The 26,045-nt window shown below is 29.2% G+C and carries 24 protein-coding genes; 3 read left to right on the top strand and 21 right to left on the bottom strand.

Annotation, left to right across the window (positions count from 1 at the left end; all coding sequences use genetic code 11):
* Positions 1–312: 312 nt before the first annotated feature.
* On the top strand, positions 313–2,277 hold the full coding sequence (locus tag Q4Q34_RS17390; RefSeq protein ID WP_303317689.1) for a right-handed parallel beta-helix repeat-containing protein: 1,965 nt from the start codon (positions 313–315) through the stop codon (positions 2,275–2,277).
* Between the two features lie 46 nt (positions 2,278–2,323).
* Here Q4Q34_RS17390 and Q4Q34_RS17385 read toward each other — a convergent pair whose 3' ends face one another.
* The 21 genes from Q4Q34_RS17385 to Q4Q34_RS17285 form a co-directional block, all read right to left on the bottom strand.
* Entirely contained in the window at positions 2,324–2,740 is a 417-nt protein-coding gene (locus Q4Q34_RS17385; protein WP_303317688.1) for an acyltransferase, read from the bottom strand.
* 163 nt (positions 2,741–2,903) lie between these two features.
* Positions 2,904–3,809 carry a glycosyltransferase family 2 protein gene (locus Q4Q34_RS17380; RefSeq protein WP_303317687.1) on the bottom strand — a complete coding sequence of 302 codons (906 nt, stop codon included), beginning with the start codon at positions 3,807–3,809 and terminating at the stop codon, positions 2,904–2,906.
* Between the two features lie 10 nt (positions 3,810–3,819).
* Positions 3,820–4,914 (bottom strand): EpsG family protein, encoded by a 1,095-nt coding sequence (locus Q4Q34_RS17375; protein WP_303317686.1) that lies wholly within the window; start codon positions 4,912–4,914, stop codon positions 3,820–3,822.
* A 22-nt stretch (positions 4,915–4,936) separates the two neighbouring features.
* A complete protein-coding gene (locus tag Q4Q34_RS17370) occupies positions 4,937–6,148 on the bottom strand; it encodes a glycosyltransferase (RefSeq protein WP_303317685.1) in 1,212 nt (403 codons plus the stop codon).
* On the bottom strand, positions 6,145–7,254 hold the full coding sequence (locus Q4Q34_RS17365; RefSeq protein ID WP_303317684.1) for a glycosyltransferase family 4 protein: 1,110 nt from the start codon (positions 7,252–7,254) through the stop codon (positions 6,145–6,147). Before Q4Q34_RS17365 ends, Q4Q34_RS17370 begins: the two co-directional genes overlap by 4 nt.
* A 25-nt stretch (positions 7,255–7,279) precedes the next feature.
* Positions 7,280–8,428 (bottom strand): glycosyltransferase, encoded by a 1,149-nt coding sequence (locus Q4Q34_RS17360; protein WP_303317683.1) that lies wholly within the window; start codon positions 8,426–8,428, stop codon positions 7,280–7,282.
* A 3-nt stretch (positions 8,429–8,431) separates the two neighbouring features.
* Positions 8,432–9,535 (bottom strand): polysaccharide pyruvyl transferase family protein, encoded by a 1,104-nt coding sequence (locus tag Q4Q34_RS17355; protein ID WP_303317682.1) that lies wholly within the window; start codon positions 9,533–9,535, stop codon positions 8,432–8,434.
* Positions 9,536–9,552: 17 nt separating this feature from the next.
* The gene (locus tag Q4Q34_RS17350) at positions 9,553–10,545 is read right to left on the bottom strand and encodes an acyltransferase family protein (RefSeq protein ID WP_303317681.1); all 993 of its coding nucleotides are present in this window, start codon (positions 10,543–10,545) and stop codon (positions 9,553–9,555) included.
* 49 nt (positions 10,546–10,594) lie between these two features.
* On the bottom strand, positions 10,595–11,542 hold the full coding sequence (locus Q4Q34_RS17345; RefSeq protein ID WP_303317680.1) for a glycosyltransferase: 948 nt from the start codon (positions 11,540–11,542) through the stop codon (positions 10,595–10,597).
* Positions 11,543–11,553: 11 nt separating this feature from the next.
* Complete coding sequence (locus Q4Q34_RS17340) at positions 11,554–13,032, bottom strand: O-antigen translocase (protein WP_303317679.1); 1,479 nt, start codon at positions 13,030–13,032, stop codon at positions 11,554–11,556.
* A 19-nt stretch (positions 13,033–13,051) separates the two neighbouring features.
* Positions 13,052–13,738: an acyltransferase gene (locus Q4Q34_RS17335; protein ID WP_303317678.1), complete on the bottom strand. Its 687-nt coding sequence runs from the start codon at positions 13,736–13,738 to the stop codon at positions 13,052–13,054.
* A 3-nt stretch (positions 13,739–13,741) separates the two neighbouring features.
* Positions 13,742–14,848, bottom strand: a complete 1,107-nt coding sequence (locus Q4Q34_RS17330; protein ID WP_303317677.1) for a DegT/DnrJ/EryC1/StrS family aminotransferase — start codon at positions 14,846–14,848, stop codon at positions 13,742–13,744.
* 15 nt (positions 14,849–14,863) lie between these two features.
* Positions 14,864–15,793, bottom strand: a complete 930-nt coding sequence (locus tag Q4Q34_RS17325) for a GNAT family N-acetyltransferase (RefSeq protein WP_303317676.1) — start codon at positions 15,791–15,793, stop codon at positions 14,864–14,866.
* A gap of 15 nt (positions 15,794–15,808) precedes the next feature.
* Entirely contained in the window at positions 15,809–16,285 is a 477-nt protein-coding gene (locus tag Q4Q34_RS17320; protein WP_303317675.1) for an acyltransferase, read from the bottom strand.
* Positions 16,272–17,210 carry a DegT/DnrJ/EryC1/StrS family aminotransferase gene (locus Q4Q34_RS17315; RefSeq protein WP_303317674.1) on the bottom strand — a complete coding sequence of 313 codons (939 nt, stop codon included), beginning with the start codon at positions 17,208–17,210 and terminating at the stop codon, positions 16,272–16,274. Before Q4Q34_RS17315 ends, Q4Q34_RS17320 begins: the two co-directional genes overlap by 14 nt.
* 2 nt (positions 17,211–17,212) lie before the next feature.
* Positions 17,213–17,632 carry a sugar 3,4-ketoisomerase gene (locus tag Q4Q34_RS17310; RefSeq protein ID WP_303317673.1) on the bottom strand — a complete coding sequence of 140 codons (420 nt, stop codon included), beginning with the start codon at positions 17,630–17,632 and terminating at the stop codon, positions 17,213–17,215.
* The gene (locus Q4Q34_RS17305; protein WP_303317672.1) at positions 17,616–18,026 is read right to left on the bottom strand and encodes a sugar 3,4-ketoisomerase; all 411 of its coding nucleotides are present in this window, start codon (positions 18,024–18,026) and stop codon (positions 17,616–17,618) included. Before Q4Q34_RS17305 ends, Q4Q34_RS17310 begins: the two co-directional genes overlap by 17 nt.
* A complete protein-coding gene (rfbA, locus tag Q4Q34_RS17300) occupies positions 18,026–18,889 on the bottom strand; it encodes a glucose-1-phosphate thymidylyltransferase RfbA (protein WP_303317671.1) in 864 nt (287 codons plus the stop codon). The genes Q4Q34_RS17305 and rfbA overlap by 1 nt, the downstream gene beginning before the upstream one ends.
* Positions 18,890–18,913: 24 nt before the next feature.
* Entirely contained in the window at positions 18,914–19,963 is a 1,050-nt protein-coding gene (gene rfbB / locus Q4Q34_RS17295; RefSeq protein ID WP_303317670.1) for a dTDP-glucose 4,6-dehydratase, read from the bottom strand.
* A 23-nt stretch (positions 19,964–19,986) separates the two neighbouring features.
* Positions 19,987–21,267, bottom strand: a complete 1,281-nt coding sequence (locus Q4Q34_RS17290) for a nucleotide sugar dehydrogenase (protein ID WP_303317669.1) — start codon at positions 21,265–21,267, stop codon at positions 19,987–19,989.
* A 22-nt stretch (positions 21,268–21,289) separates the two neighbouring features.
* Complete coding sequence (locus Q4Q34_RS17285; RefSeq protein WP_303317668.1) at positions 21,290–22,288, bottom strand: SDR family oxidoreductase; 999 nt, start codon at positions 22,286–22,288, stop codon at positions 21,290–21,292.
* A gap of 676 nt (positions 22,289–22,964) precedes the next feature.
* On the opposite strand from Q4Q34_RS17285, the gene Q4Q34_RS17280 reads away from it, so the two are divergent.
* Together Q4Q34_RS17280 and Q4Q34_RS17275 are read left to right on the top strand one after the other, a co-directional pair.
* Positions 22,965–24,095, top strand: coding sequence for a DegT/DnrJ/EryC1/StrS family aminotransferase (locus Q4Q34_RS17280; RefSeq protein WP_303317667.1), 1,131 nt, complete (start codon positions 22,965–22,967; stop codon positions 24,093–24,095).
* The gene (locus tag Q4Q34_RS17275) at positions 24,092–26,032 is read left to right on the top strand and encodes a polysaccharide biosynthesis protein (protein ID WP_303317666.1); all 1,941 of its coding nucleotides are present in this window, start codon (positions 24,092–24,094) and stop codon (positions 26,030–26,032) included. The genes Q4Q34_RS17280 and Q4Q34_RS17275 overlap by 4 nt, the downstream gene beginning before the upstream one ends.
* The last annotated feature ends 13 nt before the right edge of the window (positions 26,033–26,045 follow it).

Genomic DNA, 26,045 nt, shown 5'->3' with positions numbered 1-26,045 from the left:
TGATTGATTATAAGGCTAAAAAATGTTTAAAACTTATTAAAGGTTATTAACAATTTTTCTAAAATATCCTTTTATTAAGTTAAATTTGCTCTTAATTATTTTTTAATTAAGTAATCCAAATAAAATTTTGACGCGTATATATGAGCAGGTTAAAGTTTTTGAAGAACATTTAATCGTTTAAAATTGCCTTTTGTCGATAAAAATTTAAAATAAGAATGTAATTTGTCGAAAAAATAAATCATTTAAACGATGTTTTTTTAATTATTTTTACTATTGAATAGAGATTTACTAACACCCCAAATCATGATTATTATGAAAGAGATTTTGAAACACGCGTTATTTATTTTACTATTAACCCTATCATTAACAGCTTGTAATAACGAAGAATTGTTTGTTGAAGTTGCTGAAGTTGTTGAAGATGAAAAACCAATAGATAACGAAGATACTCCCCCAGATGACACAGATCCTGGAAATACCGATACTACTTTACCATGTGATTTTACATTAGATAATGTAACCCCAAATTCTACAATAATAATAAATTGTATTATGGATTTAGACGGTAAAACCGTAAATCTCCCCTCAAATGTTACCATACAATATGAAGGTGGTGATATTATAAATGGGACACTTAATTTTGGAGATAATGGAATTATAGGTGGTGAACTATTAAATTTTACGCTAAATATAGTAGGGGCAAATCCTCAAGTAAAAGATCCTATTTTTCACTTTGATCCTAAAAGATGGGGTATTGTTGAAGGTAAAGTATCTGATGGAATTGCCAAAAAGAATAAAGATATATTAAATGAGTTAATGATTCAATCGAAAGATTTAGGAGTTACAACTTTTAAAATTGATGAAATTGACGCGTATTTTAAAGTAGAAGGAGATGCTAGCAATGCTATGCCAGTACTTCAGGCTGTTAAAATTCCATCGGACTTTAATTTTATCATGACCGATAATACGCACCTAAGAGTTCAACCTAATGATTATCCTTATAGTACCTTATTGTCGGTACATTTAGGTTCTAATATTCTCATAGAAGGAGGGAACCTACATGGAGATAGAGACGAACATGATTATTCTCAATACCCAGTTCATGATTGGGGACATTTACTTACTATTAGGGGAGGTAATTCTGTATTAGTTAAAAATGTAACAATGATGGATGCAATGGGAGACGGTTTGGATATACAAGGAGAGGGACATGCAGTTAACCCAGATTATAGACCAACTAAAGATTTATTAGTAACTGGATGTAAATTTATTAGAAATAGGAGAAATAACGTTTCAATAACGGCAGTAGACGGAATGACTATTGAAGATTCTGATTTCATTGATGCTAGTATTAATACTTCAAAGTCTCAAGGTACTGCTCCAGGTTGGGGGCTTGATATTGAAGCATTAAAGCCAAATGAATTAGCAGAAAATATTATTTTAAGAAATAATAGAGAGAGAGGAAGTAGAAAAGGAGCTTTTATAGTTGCAATTGGAGATAGAGTAACAATAGAAGGTAATACTTTAGAAAACCCAATTGTCTTGCAAAGTGCAACTGAATGTGTAGTTAGAAATAATGATCTTGTTGCCAAGTCGGATATTATGAAATCTAATGGTTCAGGAATCATTACTGGGCGTGCAGATAGAGGTAGTGCAGTACATAGTAATGATGTATATGACAATACTGTTACTGATTTTTCAACTGGTATTTCAGTCTCAAACTCAAATATGAAAGTTTATGGTAATACTATTAATAATTGTGGACGAGGTATAGCCGTTGGAGGTGTTGCTGGTATTGAAAACAGTGAAGTATATGGAAATACTATTAAAAGTAATGCAGATAGAAGTGCTGGTATTTCAATGGCAGCAGAAATAAATAATGTTATTGTTAGAGATAATAATGTTGATGTAGTAAGGTTTGGTGTTGTTTTTCAAAATGTTAATAGCACTGCTGAGTCTGCGAACTACTTACTTGAGTTTAAAGGAAATACTATTTTAGGGGGAAATACAACAACTATGACTACTTCTAATAATATTGATTTAATTGAAAATTCTTTTAATAGAAATTTTGAATTTTATACTTGCTCTAATATAAATATTATTGGTAATACAATTACATCAAACAGCAAGCCTCCGTTATATTTGAGAACTGATAACTCTAACATAGCTCTTAGAGGTAATATAATGAGTGCTCCGCAAAATGTAGAATGTATAGACGTATTGGAGGGATCTGGTAATGATAATAACTCTATTGTTATGGAAAATAATACTTGTAATTAAAACCAGATATAACAGTTATAAATACAAAAACACTAATTAAATAAGCTTATATTTTTTTAATAATTTTTGCAGGTATACCGCCTACTATACTATTTGATTCGACAACTTTATTTACAACAGCTCCAGCTGCAATGATACTCCTGGTGCCTATAGTTACCCCACTTAAAATCCTACAGCCAGCACCAATCCATATATCATCTTCTAATAATACAGGATCCATAGTGGCATTATTATATTTAATTGGAATAGATATATCATCATAAGTATGGCCAGTTGTCATAATTGTACTTGAGTGAGCTATAGATACGTTATCACCTATCTTTAAACCGCCAGTACCGTCTATATAGCACATAGAATGTATACTAACATTAGTACCTATTTCCATAGTATTTAAACCTTTTAAAAAAACCCCTTCATGTATGGAAACATTATCGCCACATGATAGTGATAGATTTTTGAACATCACAAATCTAATTAACATACCTATTCTACCCGATATATTTCGAGAATAAATAAATAATCTTTTATTTATAAACCTAGGTACAACCCTATTAAGAATCACTAAGAGTTTAATAATAAGATTGAATTTCTTTAATTTTTCTCTACCGCTGTTAGCCATTGTATATTTATTCTTTACTTTTTTTCATAACACCTTTATTCGTGGTTTTCATAATATAGAAATATAGAATAACTCCAAAAGGTATGGCTATAATTGTTAGGATTTTTTTGGGAGAATCATTAATAAACTTCCAATTATTAATCATAATACTACTTGATACGTAGTGAATGGCATTTTTAAATTTTTCTTTTAAGGTATATGAATATTTCATACGTTGTTTACGTTCATGCGCAAACCCTTTGGGGTGTTTTTTATATTGGTTAAAAATATTTAAACTTGAACCATCTTCCATGTATTCAACATCGCAAAAAACCTCATTAAAGCATAGCAACCAATAATCTTGATCAATTAGCATATATTTATACCCAAGAGGAACAAAACGTTCTTCTTTAAAAATAGGATAGTCAGGATATTTTTTTATTACTTCGGTACGATAAACAAATTTTTTGTCGCCAACAACATTATATTTACTTTTTAATTGATAATATTTACATTCTTTCAGGTTTTCAGGAAATGGAGTACCTATAATATTTCCTTGTCTATCTATATCTAGACCTATAATACCAGCATATTTTTCATTGCCATGTTTCTGCCATAATGTGAGTATTCTTTCTATGGCATTGTCTGGCATAAAATCATCAGAGTCAATACAGACGTTGAGTTCTGTATTTATTAAGCTGTATGCAGAATTATGTGCACCATGCATGCCTTGATTTTCTTGGTAATGGTACTGAATAGATATTTTTTCTTCATTAATCCAACTTTCAACAAGCTCTCTAGTATTATCTGTAGAGCCATCATCAATAATCAACCATAAAAAATCCTGGCTAGTTTGTTTTATCAAACTATTATAACATTGAGGCAAACAATATGCTCTATTGAAAGTTGGTGTAAAAACAGTTATTTTTTTCATTTAAAAATTTTTAAGCATAATATACATATGACATTAGGTATGTAAAAGCAAAATAAAGAAATATAACTTTACTTAAAGCTAAGTTTTGCTTTTCAAAAAATCGAGATTTTAAATAGGGATAAACAACAATGATAGACATCATAAACCATGAAATATATGCAAATCTATTCGAAAAATTAGCTCTTATAACTAAAATCCAGAAGGCATTACAAATTAAATAGATATTAAAAAGTCTATAATAGTTTTGGTCAACAAATTTCTTTTTGAATATAAAATACCATCCTGCAAAAACAGCGGAACTGCTATAAATTAAGAAATCCCATCTAAATCCTACATTCTCGAATTTCGCATCTTTTTCTCCAGTTAAGTAGCCACCTAATCTGTCATCTCCAAAGCCAAGTTTTGTGAAAAGAGAAATCCATACAAAACCTAAAAACAATGATAAAGGAATGGCTATAAGCCAAATTTTTAAATATGTTTTTGGATTATTGTAAAAAATAGTTGCGATATAGGCTAGTGTAGGAAGCATAAGTGTTTTGTGAAAAGAGCAAGCTAAAAGCATTAACAATGCCATCAAGATTTTTTTATCCTTAACAGAAAAGGCAAGTAAAAAAATTGAAGTAGCAATTCCATTTCTAATTCCGTTTACACCGTATGTCCAAAATGAAAATGATACAACAAACATTAGAAAAGAATAAAACCAATATTTTCCAAAAAAGCGTTTCGAAATATAATACATGGGATAAATATAAAGAAATGCACAAACCAGAAAGAATAAATGAATAGGCATCCATCCAGAGCAAAACTTCATAAAAGCATGAAACCCTAAATCATGGCTTGAGAGAATAGGAGCCCCATATGCATAATTATAATAATGCCTCGCATAAGTAGCCATATCAACGAAATACATGCCACTTATTGGTCTTAGACCAATATATACAACTAAAAAAAGAAAAATTAAATTACCCGTAAAGCTTAAATATTTAACGTTTTTTGTATCATCTAAATTTAAAAGTAAGGCATGAAAAATTGTAAATAGAACCAAAAACAACATTAAATTAATATAAAGAGAATAATAATATTCTAAGGGGATAAAATTTATCATGTTGGTTATAAATTAATATATTTTAACTTTTCAAGTATTCTTTTGTGACTATATCTATATCGAATTTGGCAAGTAAAGAATCCTTATTTTTTTTCAATACACTTTGATACTTATTAGACTTAATTACAGATTTTATAGCTTTAGATAACTTTATTTCTTCTTCAATAAATTGATTACTTGTAGGGATGCCTAATTTACCAAAAAAAAGATTAGGTGTTACAATACCGCTTTCTGTTTCAATGTTATCATTTACTTCTGTGATATTAGAAAACCCCATAAGCTCAGTAATCCCTTTGGTGCAAAAAGAAGAAACTATAGGAGTTTCAACACATATAGACTCTACTATAACATTTGGAGTTCCTTCATAATGAGAAGAAAGCACTAATAACTTAGCTTTAGATAAGTAGTTATAAGGATTACTTTTTCTACCTAAAAACACAACATTTTTAGAAATATTAAGCTCGTCAATTAATTTATTTAGATGTTCTCGGACCTCATTATCTCCATCTCCTATAAAAACGAGTTTGGAATTTGGGTTTTCTGCTAAAACCAATGAAAAGGCTTTGATAAGATGCCAAGGAGATTTTTGAATTGATAAACGGCCTAAAAAGAGAACCAGATTTTCAGTTTCAGAAAAAAGTTCTAATTCTTTTGAGTCGTCTATTTGTAATTTTGACAACCTATTTATTTCTTCTAAATCATGAGGGTTATATATAACATTTAATTTATTAGCAAACTTAAAACCACATTTACTTATTAAATCTTGCTTGATATCTTTACTTATACAAACTACCTTATCAATGAAATAATAAGTAGTTTTATAACTTAATTTAAATATAGAATTAAGGAATGATTTATTTGAAAACTCAACACTTTTTAAAGCATGAATGCTAGCAATTTTAAATTCTTTTGTGAATGTTAATGAACTAAAAAAATTAGCCATATCTCCAAAAGCAATTGAATGGGTTATTTTTTCTTCTTTTATAACTTTACGTATAAGCTTAGGAGCGGTTAAATAAAACTTAAAACGTTCAGACTTTGACATTTGATAAAAATCTTTGTCTTTAAAATATAGTTCGTCTTCTCCAAAATTTATAATATCAGATTGTAGTTTTATAAACTTTATGGCTTTAACGTTATCCCCTTTTTTTTTATAGTGGCTATGAAAAGACAATGCTAACCTCTCCATACCACCAACACTACCATAAGGCATAATTAAAAGGATATTTTTCATAAATTATTTTGTTTTTTTAGATTTTTAAACAACTCATCCCACTTTAACATAATATTTTCAGCTAAATATTTCTTGGCAGTTTCCCTTGCATTTAATCCCATTTTAGAGCGCAATTCTTGTTCTTTCATTAGAAGGATTAATTTATTTGCAAATTCATTAATATTTCCATTTTCTATTAAAAAACCATCTTTGTTTTCTGTAATAATATCTTTTGGTCCACATGGGCAATCATATGCAACACATGGAAGTCCAAAAGCCATAGCTTCAATTAGCACCATGCCAAAACCTTCAGACCTAGAAGACATAGCATATATTGAAGCCTCTTTATATTTATCTTGAATATTTTTAACTGGATTGAAAAAAGAAATATTCTTTTTAATTCCTAAGTCATCAGCTAATTTAATATGTTTTTTTTGAGCATCTATTTTTCCATATATTTCCAAATTCCAGTTTGGGTATTTACTTACTACTAGTTTCCAACTTTCTAATAACCTGTCATAGCCTTTTTGAAACCCATGATTACCAACACTAATAACATTTCTTTTAGCTAAAGGAGCTCTTTCTTGTGGATAAAAAGAAAGGGGGTTAGCGATAACATGTAAATTTTTAAGAGGCCATTCATTTAAATTATCATTTGTCAAAACAATAAAGGCATTAAATGCTTTAGCACCTTTATGCATCAATAAATTCAACATTTTAAATTTTAGCTTCTGAAGAATATTTGGAGTATCGGTTTTTTTAATGATATCTTTCGAGGCATGCCTTTCGTATATCATAATCGAAGACTTACCTAATAGACGTGGTAAAAAAAAACCTTTTAGACCATCATCACATACTAAAATAATATCAGGTTTTATTTCTTTTACCTTATTTCGTATACCACTTGTATAACTTTTAATGTATTTAAAAACATTACCATTGGCTTCTATATTATGAAACCTTATTTTATCGCTAAAATTATAGAATAGTGAAGAACTTAATTGGTTAAGCGTAATTATATCTACGTCATATCCTAAAACATCTGCTAAATAACTTGCTTTTATTGATAAAACACGTTCTAAACCTCCAGATCCATCAACACCATTTGTAATATATAGAAGTTTCATTTTAGTAATATTAATAGTTTTTTATTTAAATTAATTTATTGAATTTTACTAATGACTTCTCTTTATCATCATTTTTCAATTTCGATAAGTTATTTATGATTTTATTTTTAAATTCTTTATTTTCAATATATACCAAAATATTATCAGCAATATCATGCGGATCCATCTTGCAAATAAGCCCAGTTTCATTATGAGTTATTAAAGACGGTGCTGTTGGGAAATTAGTCGTTACAATTGGTTTTTGCAAAATTGCAGCCTCAATCACAGTAAGCCCTAACCCTTCAAACAATGACGTTTGTACGTATATGTTACAGGTATTTATGTATGGATAAGGGTTCTCTTTATAACCTAATAATATAAAAGTGTTTTCTAAGTTTTCCTCTAATATAATTCTTTCCAAGTTCTCGCGCTCAGAGCCTTCGCCTATTACATACCATTTATGTTCGATCCCTTTATTTCTCAGAACTTTACAAGCTTTAATAGCTAACTCAAAGCCTTTAGCTTTTGCTAAACGACCTACTGTCAGTATTTTGAATTCATCTACTTTTAAATCAAATTCAGTTTTTTCAAAACATTTCTTTTTAATGTCTAAATCATCGGTTATATCTTTAATGATTTTTGTTGGTAACACCTTGTTATTTGCTTTGTTAGATTTTATGAATGCTAATTCATTTTCTTTGGAAACACAAATTATATTTTTAAACTGAGTATATTTATTATAATCGAATGATGCTTGATAACCTGCTTTAATATAATCTGTATTTAACCATGAGTATTTTTTTTGAGCTAAGATTTTTTCTGCGACGTAGTATGTAGCAAACCCTTGATTGTAAGCGATAGCAGTATCGCAAGTAATTTTATTTGCTCGGATAGAATTACCAAATGTTTTCCAAAATAGTTGAGCGTTATGATATCGTTTATTCTTATTCAATTTTTTATTTATCCAAAAACGAACTCTTAAAAATAAAAGGTGAACTTTATTAATTCCATCGAACGGGTTTATGTACGTAATACTAACTTCTTTCGGAACAAATTTTTCAAATTCACCGCCTTTTCTAAATAACAGGAGTTTTACATCAAAACTATTATAGTCTATAAAATTTAAGAGAGTTACCAAACTCTTTTCTGCTCCACCATGGTGTAAAGACTCTATGACAAAAACTATCTTTTTCATTTTTTAGCTACTTATAGCATCTTTTAAAAATCGTTTAGACTTAACTATTGCATCATGCATTTTATTATTAATAGAGTTATAAGAATTAATTGGTTTTGTAGTTAGATTTTTTGTATCGTTTTCATCATTTAATAATAAATTAGAAATACCAAATAAAGCTAACAAATCTCTCATTCTAGTATTAATTTTTTCTTTTCTATTAACAACTAAAAATTGTTTGTTAAAGATTAGAGAAAAAGCAACAGCATGAAATGAATTAGAAATAATAAGCTCGGCATTTGCTACTAAGGATAAAAAGTATTCTGGGCCTTTTTGCCAAAAATTACTGTCGGCATATTTTATATTCTTATTGACTGCAAAAATTTTGAGACCATTTTCCTTTGCTAATTTTAAAGCTAATTTTTGTATAAGAGAATTGCTGTCAAAATCATAAATTAATATAAATTTATCATTTATAGGAAACACAAAACTATCATTCCAGTATTCTTTGTTGAATAAAAAAACTGGATCTAAGACTTGTGTCGCATTTATTTCAAGTTGTTTTAAAATATCAACTCCAGAAGTTTCTCTAACTGAAACGGAATTTAAGCGTTTAATTTTTTCTTTTACAAAAGCTTTTAAATCTTCTTCTATTTCATCGATTGCAAAACTAGCAGCATAGGAAATCTTTAATTTATCATTAGGAGCAAAATCTAAATAAAAAGCAGGGTCTTTACCGTTTTGAAAAAACGAATTCCAAATTTGATCACTGCCACAAATATATACATCAGCTAATGGTACGTTTTCTTTTAGTTCTTCATTTGATTTATACAAAACATCGCCTGTTTTGATATATTTTTCCGAAAAAATGTCAAAAGCTTTTTTCTTTTTTAATTCACCAATCCTAGATGGTAATTTTAATAATAAATATAGATGTTTTATTATTGGGGTTTTAAAAGAAACATTTGGTACACGCCATATATTTAAGTGATTACTTAAATAGTCTGGCTTATAATAAATTGCTTCAGTTTCATGGCCTAATAATTCAAGGTATTTAATTAGTGCATATTCTTGTAAACTAGCACCATAATTATAGACCTCATGACAAGTTATTGTTTTTATTTTCATTAATAGTTACTTTTTAATTAATTTTTGAATATCAAACTGATACTTATTTTAATCTTTTTGATAATTTTTTTCTCAAAATATTTAGATATTATCCAAGCAAATAAAATAGAAATAGCAATTGCAATGAGTATGGATAAATATTCGTTCACTCCTTTTTGCTGCAATAGATAAATAATTATATAACCTATATTTTGATGTAATAAATAAAGTGGATATGATATAAAGCCTAAAAATAAAAACAATTTTGTGTTTAAAAAGGATAGTTTATTATAAATAAATAAATAAAAAAAGCCAAAAATAAGTATAGAAAATAAAAAATATTCCAAATCCTTTCTAACTATGTAGATACTTAGTAAACAACCAAAAATTATTAAATGTTCATAAAGACTATCTTTTTCAAAACGTATTCTATAAAATTGAATTCCCGCCAAAAAGAACATGCCAAACCTTAAGTTTAGAAAAATGTCTAGCAATGAATGTTTAAAAGTTGAAGCAATAATTAAAAGTAACCAAATTACGCTAACATAGATTATCCTAGACATTAATTTAAACCTATAAATCATAGCCATAAGAAGGTAAAATAGAAGCTCTGGTAGGAGAGACCAATAAGATCCATCAATATTTTTTATATTAAAAAGTCCTTGGAACATTGAGAAATTCATAATTTTCTCCTTAACTGTAAATTGAAACCCAGGAATATTATTTGTAGAAACTATAATAATAGTTAAAATTAGACAAAGCCAATATGTAGGGTATAATCTTAAAAATCGCTTAAACAAAAAATCACCAACACTTTTAACATTATGCAAACTCATAAAAATAACAAATCCACTAATCACAAAAAAAAGTTGAACACCATAATGGCCATAAATAAAATCAAATTTTTCTGAAAAATCATATCCAAAGGTTAACCGATAATTATGAGTGAAGTGAAAGAGAACAACAAATAAAGCAGCAATACCTCTTAGCGCATCTAGTTCTTTTATTCTGTAATTCTTTTTTTTATTCACTTTATTAAATTTTATACTAATGTATTTTACTTAACATTAGTTAGTGATATTAAACAAATAAAAGGCGTATTTTTTTTTCAAATAATGCAAATTTTATTATTGATTTATATATAATCTTTGTCACAATATTGTTAGGATATTTTCCGGTAGAAGCAAACCTGAACTTTACTTTTGCCTTTAAATAATTTAGAATTAAAAACCTTTTTAGTAGTTCTGGGTAGATTTCGAAATTATAGTATTCTTTAATTGATTGCAGAAACAATTTAGAAACAGAATTACTGTTTTCACTATCATTTGAAATGGATACTTCAGAAATTCGATAGTAAACCAGATTTTCATTTAATAAATTAAAGGGAATACCCTTTTTTAAAGCTTTTATAAATAGCGGAACATCTTCAAGTAATCTATATTTTTCGTTATATCCTCCTAGCGAGATCAAAATTTCTTTAGAAATGAATCCAGACGGCGTAATGGTAGGCCTGTCACATAAATAGTCTAAAAATTGATGTTTCTGTTTTTTTGTAATTAACTTATCAATTTGATCAACTCTTACAATATTGTCTATAGAGTTTTGGAAAAAAACGAGATTACTAAATAAAAATGAAGGTTTTAACTGATTTTTGCTTACAAAATTCATGTAAGATTGTACACAATTAATGTCTAAAATATCATCTCCTGCAATGAACTTTATCCATTCACCTTTTACTTTGTTTAACCCTCTATTTAAATTAGCTGGAATACCTGTGTTTTTTTGTACGGTAATTAATTCTGTTTTTATAAATCTATTTTTGTTATTCTCAATCCATTCTTTGCAAATATTTTCAGTATCATCTGTAGAGCCATCATCGGATATAATTAATTCAATATTATGATAACTTTGATTTTTTGCACTTAGTAAAGTATCTAAAATATACTTTGATGAATTATAAGTAATAACAATAATTGATACCATTGGTTTTAAATCATTTGCAGTATCTTCAGAGTCTATTTCTATCATATTTTTTTGAATTACTTTTTTCTAAATTTTGAAATAATTTCCTTTAGGTTTAATCTGTTATCTAATTCCTTGAATGAGTACCAACAAGAAACAAAAATAAAAGGTAACCCAATTATATATGCCCAAGGAGTAGGGGTTAATTTGATTATTAAAAAGCTGATGATTCCCAGTATTAACTGAAAACTAAATATTTTATAAAAAACTAAATTAAATGTGAACTTATATTTATAATTGGCAATAAAATATATTTGTATTAATGAGCATATATAGCTTACTAAAAAGGAAATACCTAAACCATCCAACCCCAAATAGTTATACCCTATAAGATTAAACAAAACAATATAAATATTAGCTAATAATTCACTCCAAAAAAACACAGTTGAAGCACCTTTTGCTAATAATATAAATCCAATTGACCAACTAGCTACCTTGAAATACATTCCTAAGGCAGACCAATGTACCATATCGCTTACTTCAACAAATTTTGTTGAGTATAAAATAACAATTACCCAATTTATAAATATTAGAAAAACGGTTAAAATTGGAGCCAAAATTAAGATACCTATTTCGGCTTGTTGATTAATTAATAAGGTCGCTTTCTGGTTATCGTTAGCAACCCCTGAAAGCTTAGGATAATAATCTGTAGCCATGGCAGAAAAAATCAAGCCAACATATGTGCCTATGATTGTAAAACCTGCATTATATAAACCTACATCATCAATTCCTCCGGTATTACTAATAAAAACACGGACTATATAAGAAGCAGCCATAGTTATTAACCCACTTAAACTTAACATGAAGCCCATTTTTAGCATTCCTTTACCTTCTAAAATTGTTTCTTCTCGAGTTACTGCAATTTTTTTAATATCGATTTTTCTTGAAAAATACCAAGTTATTATCAATGAAGATATTGAAGCCATAATCATTGCAGGAACTATACCATCAATTCCATAATAATAGTATAGTGGGACAGTTATCAACAATCCAATAAGAGAACCAACCATATTGGCTTTAGCTAAATATTTTAACTTTCGGGTCCCTTGAAGCAATACTCCTTGTCCACTTGTTAATTGATTAAGCAGCAGAGTACAAGATAGCCACATAAAAGCCATTGTATATTCGGTGTTTCCAAAGGTTAAATTACTTAATGTCTGAGCAAAAATCAATGTTAATATAGCTCCCAAAAGTCCTGTTAGCCAAACTAAACGCCTAAAAATACTAGATACTTTACTAATTCGGTTTTGATTACCCGTTTCGTAGGCTGCTGCAATATCACGAACAGCACTCGTTCCTAATCCAAAATTGGTTAAAGAAGATATTAAACCTAAAGAAGAGCTTAGTAGGCCTGCAATACCCATTCCTCCAGGTCCTAATAAAATAGCTATTATTTTAGAACGAATTATTGCAATAATTATATTAAAAAACTGAACTCCACCAAATAGAGAGGTAGCTTTCATTATACTGCGATAAGACTTTTTATCTTCGTTCATTATTCGACTTTAAAATAGTTTATATGTCTCTTGACCAATTTACACCTTGTTTTATTATTTTAGGAGGTATACCTGCAATTAATGAATCACCTGGAAAAGTTTTGTTTACAATTTTAGTATTACTTGCAATAATTGTATTATCGCCTATTATTGTCCCTTTTAAAATATTACAATTATTTGCAATCCATATATGATCACCAATAATTACATCTTTTTGGTGATTTTGCCCATCAATTGAATGCCAATCAGAATCACTAATGAAATTACCCCATGCACAAATAAAATCTTCTCCAATACTAATTTTTTTATTAACCATGATTAGGGTGTTACATGTGATTCCTGAATCACTTTCTTTGTTCTTTCCTCCTATGGTTAGACTAGAGTTTGCATTTAACATTACTCTTACTCCATCACCTATTGAAAAATCGCCATTAACTTTGAGTATAGAATTACTTCCAAGTGAAATTACAGTCTTAGAATTACCTCCTATGTGCGATGTAATTCGCAAAGTTCCTTTAACAAATAGATTTGAAGCTTTTTGTTTCCTTAACGAGAATTTTAAAAATGGCTCTGTTATAATTATTTTCCCGCCTCCATTATTTATTTTTCGAGTGTAATGATACGATCTAATATTGCAAATTGATTTATTAAAAGAAATCAATAAAAAAAGAGTCGTTTTTTTTATAATATTAAGTAGTCTAATCATTGATTAATCAATTAAGTAAAGGTTAACCACTTTTGCTATTTTCTCTAACTCTGATTCATTCAATACCGCACTCATGGGTAAACTCAAAACATCTCCATGTATCTTTTCTGTTGTTGGTAAGCTTAAATGATTAAATTCCATGTAAGCTTGTTGCTTATGAGGCGGAATAGGATAATGAATTAGTGTTTGCACACCATTTTCATTTAGAAACTTTTGTAGTTTTTCCCTTTTTGAAGTCCTTATTACGAATAAATGCCACACATGACCGTCCTGATTTAAAACTTCAGGTAATATGATATCTGGGTTATTAATATGTTTTAAATAATAATTAGCAACACGTCTTCTACCTGATATATCTGTATGGATATACTTTAATTTTACATTTAAAAAAGCTGCCTGTATTTCGTCTAATCTTGAATTAAGACCCCGATATACATTCTCATACTTTTTGGATGACCCATAATTAGCTAAAGTACGAATGACTCGAGCTAATTCATCATCATTAGTAGTAACTGCTCCAGCATCGCCTAAAGCGCCTAGATTTTTACCAGGATAAAAACTATGGCCTGCAGCATGTCCAATACTTCCCATAACCTTTTCTTTCCATAAGGCTCCATGAGATTGAGCACTATCTTCAACTAACTTAAGGTTATATTTTTCACAAACATCTAACATGGTATCATCAATAGAGTTTTGCCCATATAGATGAACTGTTAAAACAGCTTTTGTTTTAGATGTAATTGCTTGCTCAATTTTACTGGAATCTAAATTATAAGTATCCATATTAGGTTCAACAAAAACAGGTGCTAACTGATTATCTGTAATGGCTAATATGGATGCTATATATGTGTTAGCAGGAACAATTACTTCATCTCCAATTTGCAAAATCCCTAATTCGATATAGGCTTTAAAAATTAATCTTAGAGCATCAAGTCCATTGGCAACCCCTATAGCATGTTTTGTTTGACAGAATTTAGCATAATTGGTTTCAAAAGATTCTAATTCATTTCCTAATAAATACCACCCAGAATCAATAACTCTGCTAGCAGCCTCTTTAAGCTCCTGCTCGTATTGGGCATTTATTTTTTGAAGATCGAGAAATTTAATCATTTTTATTAAAATTATTTACAAACTAATATTATAAAAATCTACTGCAATGCCTCTACTTCCCATCATCTCTTTCTGTTGAATTAATCCTTCATTCAGAACCCTACCTTGATTCTCTGTCGAAATGCCAAAGCTATAAAAATCCCTGTCTTTATAAACTTCATTTATTAAACTATCATTTATAAAATCTAATGCACCTATTTTTCTGCCGTCTTGAGAGTTAGCCATATATTGCGTATGGATAACATTGCCAAAATCATAAACCACTATTCCTGCTAATAAGATATTATCTTTTCTTGCTTCAAATAATTTTATATTATCCGGGAATGATTCTTTTAAACTATTAATTTCTCCCAGTGTATGGACTGGTTTTGTATCAAATTTTGCCAAAACACTGGTTAATAAATCCCAATATTCTCCAAAATCATTGTTTTTAGAAACAATGGCTTCGTTTTTAATGCATTTTGTTACTGCCTGTCTTTTACTTTCTGAAAAACGAATCTTATTACTTATTTTTACAACGGAAGAAATATCCCTTCTGATAAGTTTTGCGTTTATTCTAAATAAAGCATATAAATCTTCTTCTGAAGGATATTTATGGAAAATAGAAGGAACTGCTTTATAGGTTATGTCTGTGAATTTTAATTCTTTATAATATTCTTTAATTTTTAAAAATATATTTAATACTTCTGTAGCTCTTACATCATGACTCATTATTAAAGAACCAAAAGTTAGACCACCATGAGAAAGTATTTGATTATTATTTTCATTTGCAGGGAATAGTGCTATTATTTTATTCTTTTTTAAAATAATTAAAGAATGATCTGTGAACCTATCTTTATGATAATCTAAATATTCTCGATAAAAGAGAAAAACTCCATTTTTGCTTTTTGGAATAAACTCATCCCAAACTGTTTTTTGAGTACTATCGTATCTCTTAATTTCCATTTTTTATATTTTTTACTATTTAGTTATAGTTTTAATTAGTTTAGCAGGATTTCCTCCGATAACAGAGTAAGGAGGGAAACTAGAATTAACAAAGCTGTTTGCAGCAACCACACAAAACTCTGAGAGTGTAACATTTGGCATAATAACCACATTAGCCCCAATCCAACAATGATCTCCAATTACTACTTTACCTTTTATTAAAGGAAAGTATTTTTGCATTTCTGAGCTTGCGTTAGGACCAGAATCGCTCATTATATTTACATTTTGTGCTATTGAAACATTGTTTCCAATAATCACTTTTTCAGAAAAACCATTAATTATTGAAAACATTCCAATATAAGTTTCACTTCCTATTTCTAAAATATTTGATTCTGCTCCGTAAATACTGCAATGTTTTGCAATTTTTACATTATCTTGAATCGTAACATTATTGATAGAAGTTGTGTTGTCTACAATAACATCTTTTCCTAATATAATATTACTGGTTTTCAATTGTAAAATATTTAATGAGGTTAATAATAAAATCTAAGTCAAATTTTTTTAAATTTTGATGAACAGGAAGATAAAAGGCATTCTCTCCGTAGAAAATACTACATTCAACACCGTTTTTTTGCATAAAAACTTTAAGTTCATTCAAATTCAAAGAATCAGTAGTAAACATGAAAACTGAAGGTGTTTCTTTTGAGTTTAAAATAAACCTAGTATTTAACCCGATTTTATTTAATTTTAAAGCATAATAATTATAATTTGCTAATCTTTTTTTGATGATTTTTTTTTCCTTTTTTAAATAAAAATGGGATGTTCGTTTTAGATCGATTTGAAAAGGCAGTTCGTTTTTGCCTAACTCATCATCACTGAATTTGGGATTATTATACCTTAAAACACCACCAAATTGTATAGGAAAGAACTTAGGTAAACTATAAATAGCAAAATCTCCATAGGTTCCAATTTTACCATCACTATCATTAGAAAAAAGAGACATCGCCAAATCTTCTATAATTGGCAAATTTGTTTCTTTTAGTTCATCCATCTGCTTATAAACAACTCCAAATTCATGAATAACAAATACTAATTTAGTTTTATCACTTCGTTTCCTTGACCAATTGCAATACTTTTCAATTTCGTTTGTAACACAACTACTTACATATTTATTACCTGTACTTGTTACTACATAAACTTCATCATTTTTGTCTAAGTTATAGAAAGATAGTGCTTTATACATAGCTTCTTTACCGCTTACTAAATACTCATGATTGCCAAACTTCGAATTAAGTTTAGCTACCATATCATTATGATCTGAAGGAATGGATTTAATCTTATCAATTTTAGACAATTCTTTAACATTAAATGGACTGATATAATAAGAGGGAACTCTGAAATCTTCCGGATTAATTATTTGACCTTTCCAATAAATCATTTCTAATTTCGATATTTTAAAAACTTATTGTAATCTCTTATATAATCATTTTCATCATAAGTGTGTGATGCCAATACCATGCATATAGATCCAGAAGAAAAGTTATCTAGTTCTCTCCATAAACCTGGCACTACATGAAGTGCTAAATTAGGTCTATTAAGAGATACTCTTTTTCTATTTAGTCCATCATCTAGAATAACATCAAAACTCCCACTAGCAGCTACTATAAATTGTTCCAGTTCATAATGTGCATGCCCTCCTCTTGCTTCTCCACTTGGGACATCATATAAATAATATAAGCGGTTAACATTAAAAGGGATATTATGGCTGTTTTCTATTACTGTTATATTTCCTGCACTATTATGAATTTTGGAAACATCTATTACGGAGCAATCATAAACTGTATTATTTTTGAGCTTCATTTCTAATAATTTTAAAATCGTTAAAATCTCTTATATAATCTTTTTCATTATACTCCATAGAAGATACAATAAGAGCTAGAGAGTTAGTTGAAAAGTTTTCAAGCCTTCTCCATAATAAGTTTGGAACATAAAGTCCATAATAAGATCTATTTAAACTAAATTTTTTTTCTTCAACTCCATCATTGAGTACAACATCAAAACTACCAGAGAGAGCAATGATAAATTCTGTAGATTCCTTAAAAGCATGACTACCTCTAATTTCTCCACCTGGTACATCATATATCCAATAGGTCCTTTTTATATCAAATGGAATTTGATTACTACTTTCAAAAAAGCTTAAATTGCCTCGTTTATCTAATATTTTTGGTAAATCAATTTTTTTGACCTGATTCATTATGAATTTACTATTTTTTGAATATACCTTCCGTAACCACTTTTCCCATATTTTTTTGACACTTCTATGGCTTGCTCTTTATTTATATACCCATGCAAGTATGCTATTTCTTCTATACAAGCAACTTTTTTGTCTGTTCGTTTTTCCATAACCCTTACAAATTCAGTAGCACTATCCATAGCATCTACAGTACCAGTATCTAACCATGCCATACCTCTAGTCATGATTCCAACTTCTAATTCGTTGAGGTCTAAATACATTTGATTCAGTGTAGTAATTTCTTTTTCTCCTCTTTGAGAAGGCTTTACTTTTTTTGCAAATTCAACCACTTTATTATCATAAAAGTATAAACCAGGTACTGCGTATGAAGATTTTGGATGTTTTGGTTTCTCCTCGATACTAATGGCTTTCTCGTTTTTATCAAATTCAACTACACCATAGCGCTCAGGATCATTAACAGGATAAGCAAATATTGAAGCCCCATTTATATTGGTCTTACTTCTTAATAGCTTTCCAAAACCATTTCCATAAAAAATATTGTCACCAAGTACAAGAGCAACTTTATCATTTCCAATGAATCTTTCTCCAATTATAAAAGCCTCTGCAAGTCCATTTGGTTCTGGTTGTATAGCATATTCAAAATTACAGCCTATTTGAGAGCCGTCTCCTAAAAGTTTTTTAAATGCTTCTTGGTCATGAGGTGTAGTAATTATGAGTATATCTCTTATCCCAGCAATCATTAAAACAGATAATGGATAATATATCATCGGTTTATCATAAATAGGTAATAATTGCTTACTTACAGATATAGTTAAGGGATATAATCTTGTTCCCGACCCTCCTGCTAAGATAATTCCTTTCATAATTTTATTATTTTGGTATTGTTACTAATTATGTAAATACATTTTGTTGTAATAGGATTGATAATTTCCAGAAGTAACATTTTGTAACCATTCTGAGTTTTCTAAATACCAATCTATAGTTTTCAACAAGCCTTGCTCAAAGGTCACTGAAGGGCTCCATCCCAAATTATTGTTAATTTTTGATGCATCGATAGCATATCTTAAATCATGACCAGGTCTATCTTTTATAAACGATATTAATTCTTGCGAACTACCAGGTTTTCTATCTAATTTTTCATCCATAACATCACAAAGTAACTTTACTAAATCTAAGTTTTTCCATTCATTAAAACCTCCAATATTATAAGTTTCGGCATTTTTTCCTTTGTGAAAGACTAAATCTATTGCTATTGCATGATCTTTTACGTACAACCAATCTCTAGTATAATTACCGTCTCCATAAACAGGTAAAGGCTTATTCTTTATAATGTTATTTATAAATAAAGGAATGAGTTTTTCAGGGAATTGGTTTGGCCCATAATTATTTGAACAATTGGAAATAACATAAGGTAAATTATATGTTTCCCCGTATGCTCTTACAAAGTGATCTGAACTTGCTTTTGATGCTGAATAAGGAGAATTAGGGTCATAAGGAGTAGATTCTTCAAATAATCCATCAATGCCTAAAGTTCCATATACTTCATCTGTACTAACATGATAAAACAATTTACCCTCCCAATTATCTTTCCACAAATTTTTGAATGCATTTAGCAAAATCATAGTGCCTAAAATATTTGTTTTAGCAAATGACAAAGGGGCTGTAATTGACCTATCAACATGTGATTCTGCAGCCAAATGAATAATGGCATCAAATTTATACTTATCAAAAATTTGATTTATATAATTTTCGTCAGTAATATCACCTTTAATGAAGGTGTAATTATCTAAGTGTTCTAAATCTTTTAAATTCTCTAAATTCCCAGCATAGGTTAGTTTGTCTAAGTTATAGATTTCGTATTGAGGATATTTAGTTAAAAACAATCTAATAACATGTGATCCTATAAAACCTGCGCCTCCTGTTATTAATATTTTCATTTCAAATAATTTATTTTAAAAAATTACAACCTGCCATCAACATTTTCGTTAAGCACACCTTTAACATCATATAAAATTCCATTTGGTTTTAATAATAATTTTAAGTCTTCGTTTAAAAACTCATCATGAGCTACTGTCAAAACAATAGTATCAAATTTTTCTTTTGGCAGTTGTTTTGTGGTTTCTAAACCATACTCATGTAAAACTTCTTGAGGGTTAGCCCAAGGGTCATATATCGTAATATCAGTACCATAACTTTTTAATTGACTTATTACATCGACAGCTTTAGTATTTCTCACATCAGGACAATTTTCTTTGAAAGTTATTCCAAGGGCTAATATTTTAGCGTTTTTTATATGTATATCATTCTGAAGCATTATTTTTATGATTTCAGAGGCGACATATTGTCCCATACTATCATTTACTCTACGACCAGCTAATATGATTTCTGGATGATATCCAACTTCTTGTGCCTTCTGTGCCAAATAATAGGGATCTACACCAATACAATGTCCTCCAACTAATCCAGGTTTAAATGGTAAAAAATTCCATTTAGTTCCAGCTGCTTCTAGAACTGAATGTGTATCGATATCCATTAAATTAAAAATCTTAGCCAGTTCATTAACAAAAGCGATGTTTATATCGCGTTGTGAGTTTTCAATGACTTTTGCGGCTTCAGCTACTTTAATAGTAGGTGCTAAATGGGTTCCAGCTGTTATAACGCTAGCGTATAAAACATCCACCTTTTTACCAATTTCGGGTGTAGAGCCAGCGGTTACCTTAAGTATTTTGTCAACTGTATGTAATTTATCGCCAGGATTGATTCTTTCTGGTGAATAACCAGCATAGAAATCTTTATTAAATGTGAGACCACTTATTTTTTCAAGAACTGGCACACATTCATCTTCTGTCACACCAGGATACACTGTTGATTCATAGATAACGATATCTCCTTTCTTTAAAACCTTAGCTACAGTCTCACTAGATTTATAAAGAGGTGTTAAATCTGGCCTATTGTTTTTGTCAATAGGCGTAGGAACAGTAATCACATAATAATTACAGTCTTTTATATCTTCAAGTGAGGCACTGCAGAACAAACCTATACCTTCACCTGCATTATTTTTTAAAACTGATTTTAAGGTGTCGGAATCTACTTCAAGAGTGGCATCATTTCCTTTAGATAATTCATTAATTCTACTTTGATTAATATCAAAGCCAACAACATTGTATTTCGTTGCAAAAAGTCTAGCCAATGGTAAGCCTACATAGCCCAATCCAATAACGGCAATTTTAATATCCTTCATTTTTTATTTTGATAATATAACTTTATTTTAAATTTTCCCAATACCATTTTACAGCTTTTTTTAAACCACTGTCAATATTGTATTTCGGGTCATAATTTAATAATTGTTTTGCTTTATCAATAGAAGCTAAAGAGTGAGGGATATCTCCAATTCTATTATCTCTGTGCTTTATTTCAATATTACCTATAATGCTATCAAATTCAGATAAATATTCTTTTAGTAAAGTCGCTAATTCAATTAATGTAGTTCGTTCTCCATAAGCGACATTGTACACAGTGTTTAATGCATTTTTGTTATTAACAGTTAATGCATTAATATTCATTTGAACCACATTATCAATAAAAGTAAAGTCTCTTGAATAACTCCCATCGCCATTAATAACAGGTGATTCATGGTTTATATATTGTTGAACAAACTTTGGGATTACAGCTGCATAAGCTCCATTTGGGTCTTGTCTTTTGCCAAACACATTAAAATAACGTAAGCCAATAGTATCTAACTTATATGTACTAAAAAATATTTCTGCATATAATTCGTTTACGTATTTAGTAATGGCATAAGGAGATAATGGTTTTCCAATGGTGTCTTCAACCTTAGGCAATGCCTCATGATCTCCATATGTAGAAGAGCTGGCGGCATATACAAAACGTTTTACATTAGCATCTCTAGCAGCTACTAGCATATTTAAAAACCCAGAAACATTTACATCGTTTGTTGTAATGGGATCATTTATAGATCTTGGTACAGATCCCAAAGCCGCTTGATGCAATACGTAGTTTACACCAGCACATGCGTTATGGCAATCATCAAGATTTCTAATATCTCCCTCAATTAATTTAAAATTGTCATTATTTAAAAATGGAGCTATATTAGTTTGTTTTCCTGTCGAGAAATTATCTAAGCAAACTACCTCTATATTATGGTCTAATAATGCTTCACATAGGTTAGAGCCAATAAAGCCCGCACCTCCAGTAATAAGGATTCTTTTTCCTGATAAAGTTTTTAATTGTTGTTCGGTCATTTTTAGATTTAGGATTTATTTTATTCGAGGCAAATATTAAAAAAATAAACGGAACAGGTCAACTAATTATATCAATACCCATTTTTCCCGATGAAATTCATCTATGTGTAAAAATAAACGACCAAACAAAGCTCTGTATAAAAATCCGACTAATAGACTTCCTTTAGAATTGCATTTTTAACTATTTTTCTTATGTGTATTAAAAAACTTACAAATATATAGGTTTTAAACAAATTATTCAAACCAAAAATTGAAGTTATAGAATCGATGATATGCATACTTTTGCCTTCAATTAAAAATGTAGATGTAGTTAACCGATTTTAATTACTCTTTTAGCGAATTAAATTAATTCTAACTGTATTGCTTTAAAACAATTACTAAATTTACACCGTAAAACACAAATTGAATTGATTAATAGCAGATTAATTTAATTGTATTATAAATGATAAAAATAAAATATTTTCAAAATCTCTCAATTAATCCATTTAAATAGGTTAATAATAAATATTTTAAGAATCACTTAATACTAAGGTTAATTTAAGCTAATAATTGGTAATTAATTTTGTTTTATGAATAAAGAGGGAAATCATTCAGAAATAGCAAATGTAATTAATTGTGTAACCGTAAAAGGTTGTACGCATATCTCATGCAATAAACTGAAATTATAAACTTATAAATGTTGACCAAAACTAAAATATATTTATCATCACCTCACATGGGAGGGACAGAGCAAAAGTTTGTAGCAGAAGCTTTCGAAACTAATTGGATTGCTCCATTAGGTCCTCATGTTGACGGTTTTGAAAATGATATAAGAACTTATTTAGGTGAAGACAAGCATGTTGCTGCTTTAAGTTCTGGTACAGCTGCTATTCATTTAGCACTTCAATTGCTTCATGTATCTAAAGGAGATGAAGTATTATGTCAAAGTTTTACTTTTTCTGCTTCAGCAAATCCTATATTGTATCAAGGAGCTACACCTATTTTTATAGATAGTGAATCTGATACTTGGAATATGTCTCCAGAATTATTGGAAATAGCTATTAAAGATAGAATAGAAAAATATAAAAAACCAAAAGCAATTATAGCAGTGCATTTATATGGGATGCCTTATAAAGCAAATGAAATTAATGCTATTGCTGAAAAATATGAAATTCCAGTAATAGAAGATAGTGCTGAAGCATTAGGTAGTACTTATTTTGATCAAAATTGTGCTACACTTTCCGATATTGGAATATTGTCATTTAATGGTAACAAAATAATAACCACCTCAGGAGGAGGCGCTTTGATTACTAATACACAAAGCCTAAAAGAAAAAGCAGTTTTTCTATCGACCCAAGCAAGAGATAATGCGCCTCATTATGAGCATTCATCTATAGGTTATAATTATAGAATGAGCAACGTTTTGGCAGGTATTGGTAGAGGACAAATGGAAGTGATTAATGATAGAGTTAAAGCTAGAAGGAAAAATTTCGATTTTTATAAAGCGAATTTATCACAATATAATACTATCGAATTTTTAGAAGAACCTCAAGGGTTCTTTTCAAATAGATGGATTACTTGTATTAAAACTGACTCTTTTGAGACTCGTGAACAAATAAGACTCACATTGTTGAAAGATGATATCGAGTCCAGACCACTATGGAAACCAATGCATATGCAACCAGTATTTAAAGACTGTCTCCATTTTACAAATGGAATTTCGGAAGATCTTTTTGATAAAGGCCTTTGTTTACCAAGTGGATCTAATTTAAGTCAAGACGATTTAGATAGAGTGCTTAATAATATTTTAAAAACCCCCAACTTATGATAAATAATTACTTTTCCTATTTCTCTCAGAAATATGCTTCGAAATGGCTCGTTTTAGCTATTGATTTGGCAATTGTATTGTCAACATTTTTTATGGCATATTTAATTAGGTTTAATTTTACATTAAATTTCGATTTAAAACAGTTTTTTATTCAATTACCGTTCCTAACCATAGTAGCTACTTTTAGCTTTTTGTTAATAGGGTCTTTTAAAAGTGTTATCAGGCATACAGGATTTACAGATGTCGTAAATTTATTTAAATCTGTTAGTGTGATGTCATTAATATGTATAGCTGTAGTGTCTGTTAACAGAATGCTTGAAATACTTCCTGAATTTACAATACCACTATCTATTGTAGTAATGCATGCTTTGCTAGGTTTTGTTGTGCTAAGTGCAAGCAGATTACTTTTTAAAATGTCTTACAAATATTTAAAATGTAAACTGATGTCTTCAAAAAGGGTATTGATTTATGGGACAGGAGACTCAGGAATTGTTACCTATAACGCTTTGATAAGTAATGTAACTACAAAGTTTCAAGTAGTTGGATTCATTGATGATAATTCAAAAAAGAAAGGTAAATCTATAAATGGTATTTCTATTTTTTCAAAAGAAAAAATTAATAATAAATATATAGAATCTAATCAAATAGATGAATTAATTATTGCTTCTAAAAATATAGAAAAAGAAAACTTGATTAATCTAGTGAATCTTGATATAAAAATCACTAAAATACCGCCTATTGAAAGTTGGATTAATGGCGAATTAAATGTTAAACAAATTAAACAAGTACAAATAGAAGACTTACTGGGAAGACCGCCAATTGAGATAAACAACCCTAATTTAATAAATGAATTTACAGGAGAAACGGTTATTGTTACTGGTGCGGCAGGGTCTATAGGGAGTGAATTGGTTAAACAACTTTCTAATTTTAATGTTAAGAAATTAATTTTGGTTGATCAGGCTGAATCTGCACTTTATGATGTACAGCAGGATTTAAAGCAAAATGGAAAACATAATTTCACTGCTATTGTAGCTGATATTCGAGATGGTCTAAGAATAGATACCATTTTTCAAAATCACAAGCCTACAATGGTATTTCATGCCGCAGCATATAAACATGTTCCTTTAATGGAAGAATCACCATATGAAGCTATTAAGATTAATGTTAATGGTACTAAATTATTAGCGGATACGGCGTCTAGATATAATGTGAAAAAATTTGTTTTCGTTTCCACGGACAAAGCTGTTAATCCAACAAGTGTTATGGGAGCAACAAAAAGAATGGCAGAAATGTATATTAGCTGTCTTCAAAAAGAAAGTAAAACAAAATTTATCACAACGCGTTTTGGTAATGTATTAGGCTCTAACGGATCTGTTATTCCATTATTTAAAAAACAAATAGAAAGTGGTAAATCTCTTACTTTAACTCACAAAGATATCACCAGATATTTTATGACTATCCCTGAAGCCTCTCAATTAGTATTGGAAGCTGGAACAATGGGTAAAGGCGGAGAGATTTTCATATTCGATATGGGTGAGTCTGTTAAAATTTATGATCTAGCAAAGAATATGATAAAACTTTCTGGTTTAAGGTTCCCAGAAGATATTGATATTAAAATTACTGGATTAAGGCCAGGAGAAAAACTATATGAAGAGCTATTAGCTAATGGCGAAAACACATTATCTACGTACCATAAAAAGATAATGATCAGTAAGACCAGGGAATTAGATTACGATAAAGTTAAAGCACAAATAGAAGAGTTGTGCATAACTAATCGTTTTCAAAATAACAATATTGTTATGAAAATGAAACGATTAATTCCAGAATATAAATCCAACAATTCTGATTACGAACGTTTTGACAAAAGAGTTCAGATTTATAAAAAAGTTAAAGGATTATCAGAAAACAGAGCTGATAAAAATTACGGAAACCTTTAATAATCAATTTTAA

The organism is Flavivirga abyssicola (genome assembly GCF_030540775.2).
Lineage (GTDB): Bacteria > Bacteroidota > Bacteroidia > Flavobacteriales > Flavobacteriaceae > Flavivirga > Flavivirga abyssicola.
The sequence above is the reverse complement of the archived record's forward strand: the minus strand, read 5'-3'. Positions and strand labels throughout refer to the sequence as shown.

Bases quoted from the DNA above. Each gene is read 5' to 3' on its own strand.
- Q4Q34_RS17325 (WP_303317676.1), bottom strand. From the start codon at position 15,793: ATGGAAATTAAGAGATACGATAGTACTCAAAAAACAGTTTGGGATGAG.
- Q4Q34_RS17385 (WP_303317688.1), bottom strand. From the start codon at position 2,740: ATGTTCAAAAATCTATCACTATCATGTGGCGATAATGTTTCCATACAT.
- rfbA (WP_303317671.1), bottom strand. From the start codon at position 18,889: ATGAAAGGAATTATCTTAGCAGGAGGGTCGGGAACAAGATTATATCCC.
- Q4Q34_RS17355 (WP_303317682.1), bottom strand. From the start codon at position 9,535: ATGAAAATAAAAACAATAACTTGTCATGAGGTCTATAATTATGGTGCT.
- Q4Q34_RS17370 (WP_303317685.1), bottom strand. From the start codon at position 6,148: ATGAAAAATATCCTTTTAATTATGCCTTATGGTAGTGTTGGTGGTATG.
- Q4Q34_RS17280 (WP_303317667.1), top strand. From the start codon at position 22,965: ATGTTGACCAAAACTAAAATATATTTATCATCACCTCACATGGGAGGG.
- Q4Q34_RS17340 (WP_303317679.1), bottom strand. From the start codon at position 13,032: ATGAACGAAGATAAAAAGTCTTATCGCAGTATAATGAAAGCTACCTCT.
- Q4Q34_RS17330 (WP_303317677.1), bottom strand. From the start codon at position 14,848: ATGATTAAATTTCTCGATCTTCAAAAAATAAATGCCCAATACGAGCAG.
- Q4Q34_RS17345 (WP_303317680.1), bottom strand. From the start codon at position 11,542: ATGATAGAAATAGACTCTGAAGATACTGCAAATGATTTAAAACCAATG.
- Q4Q34_RS17375 (WP_303317686.1), bottom strand. From the start codon at position 4,914: ATGATAAATTTTATCCCCTTAGAATATTATTATTCTCTTTATATTAAT.
- Q4Q34_RS17365 (WP_303317684.1), bottom strand. From the start codon at position 7,254: ATGAAACTTCTATATATTACAAATGGTGTTGATGGATCTGGAGGTTTA.
- Q4Q34_RS17335 (WP_303317678.1), bottom strand. From the start codon at position 13,738: ATGATTAGACTACTTAATATTATAAAAAAAACGACTCTTTTTTTATTG.
- Q4Q34_RS17275 (WP_303317666.1), top strand. From the start codon at position 24,092: ATGATAAATAATTACTTTTCCTATTTCTCTCAGAAATATGCTTCGAAA.
- Q4Q34_RS17290 (WP_303317669.1), bottom strand. From the start codon at position 21,267: ATGAAGGATATTAAAATTGCCGTTATTGGATTGGGCTATGTAGGCTTA.
- Q4Q34_RS17315 (WP_303317674.1), bottom strand. From the start codon at position 17,210: ATGATTTATTGGAAAGGTCAAATAATTAATCCGGAAGATTTCAGAGTT.
- Q4Q34_RS17285 (WP_303317668.1), bottom strand. From the start codon at position 22,288: ATGACCGAACAACAATTAAAAACTTTATCAGGAAAAAGAATCCTTATT.
- Q4Q34_RS17305 (WP_303317672.1), bottom strand. From the start codon at position 18,026: ATGAATCAGGTCAAAAAAATTGATTTACCAAAAATATTAGATAAACGA.
- rfbB (WP_303317670.1), bottom strand. From the start codon at position 19,963: ATGAAAATATTAATAACAGGAGGCGCAGGTTTTATAGGATCACATGTT.
- Q4Q34_RS17390 (WP_303317689.1), top strand. From the start codon at position 313: ATGAAAGAGATTTTGAAACACGCGTTATTTATTTTACTATTAACCCTA.
- Q4Q34_RS17310 (WP_303317673.1), bottom strand. From the start codon at position 17,632: ATGAAGCTCAAAAATAATACAGTTTATGATTGCTCCGTAATAGATGTT.
- Q4Q34_RS17360 (WP_303317683.1), bottom strand. From the start codon at position 8,428: ATGAAAAAGATAGTTTTTGTCATAGAGTCTTTACACCATGGTGGAGCA.
- Q4Q34_RS17380 (WP_303317687.1), bottom strand. From the start codon at position 3,809: ATGAAAAAAATAACTGTTTTTACACCAACTTTCAATAGAGCATATTGT.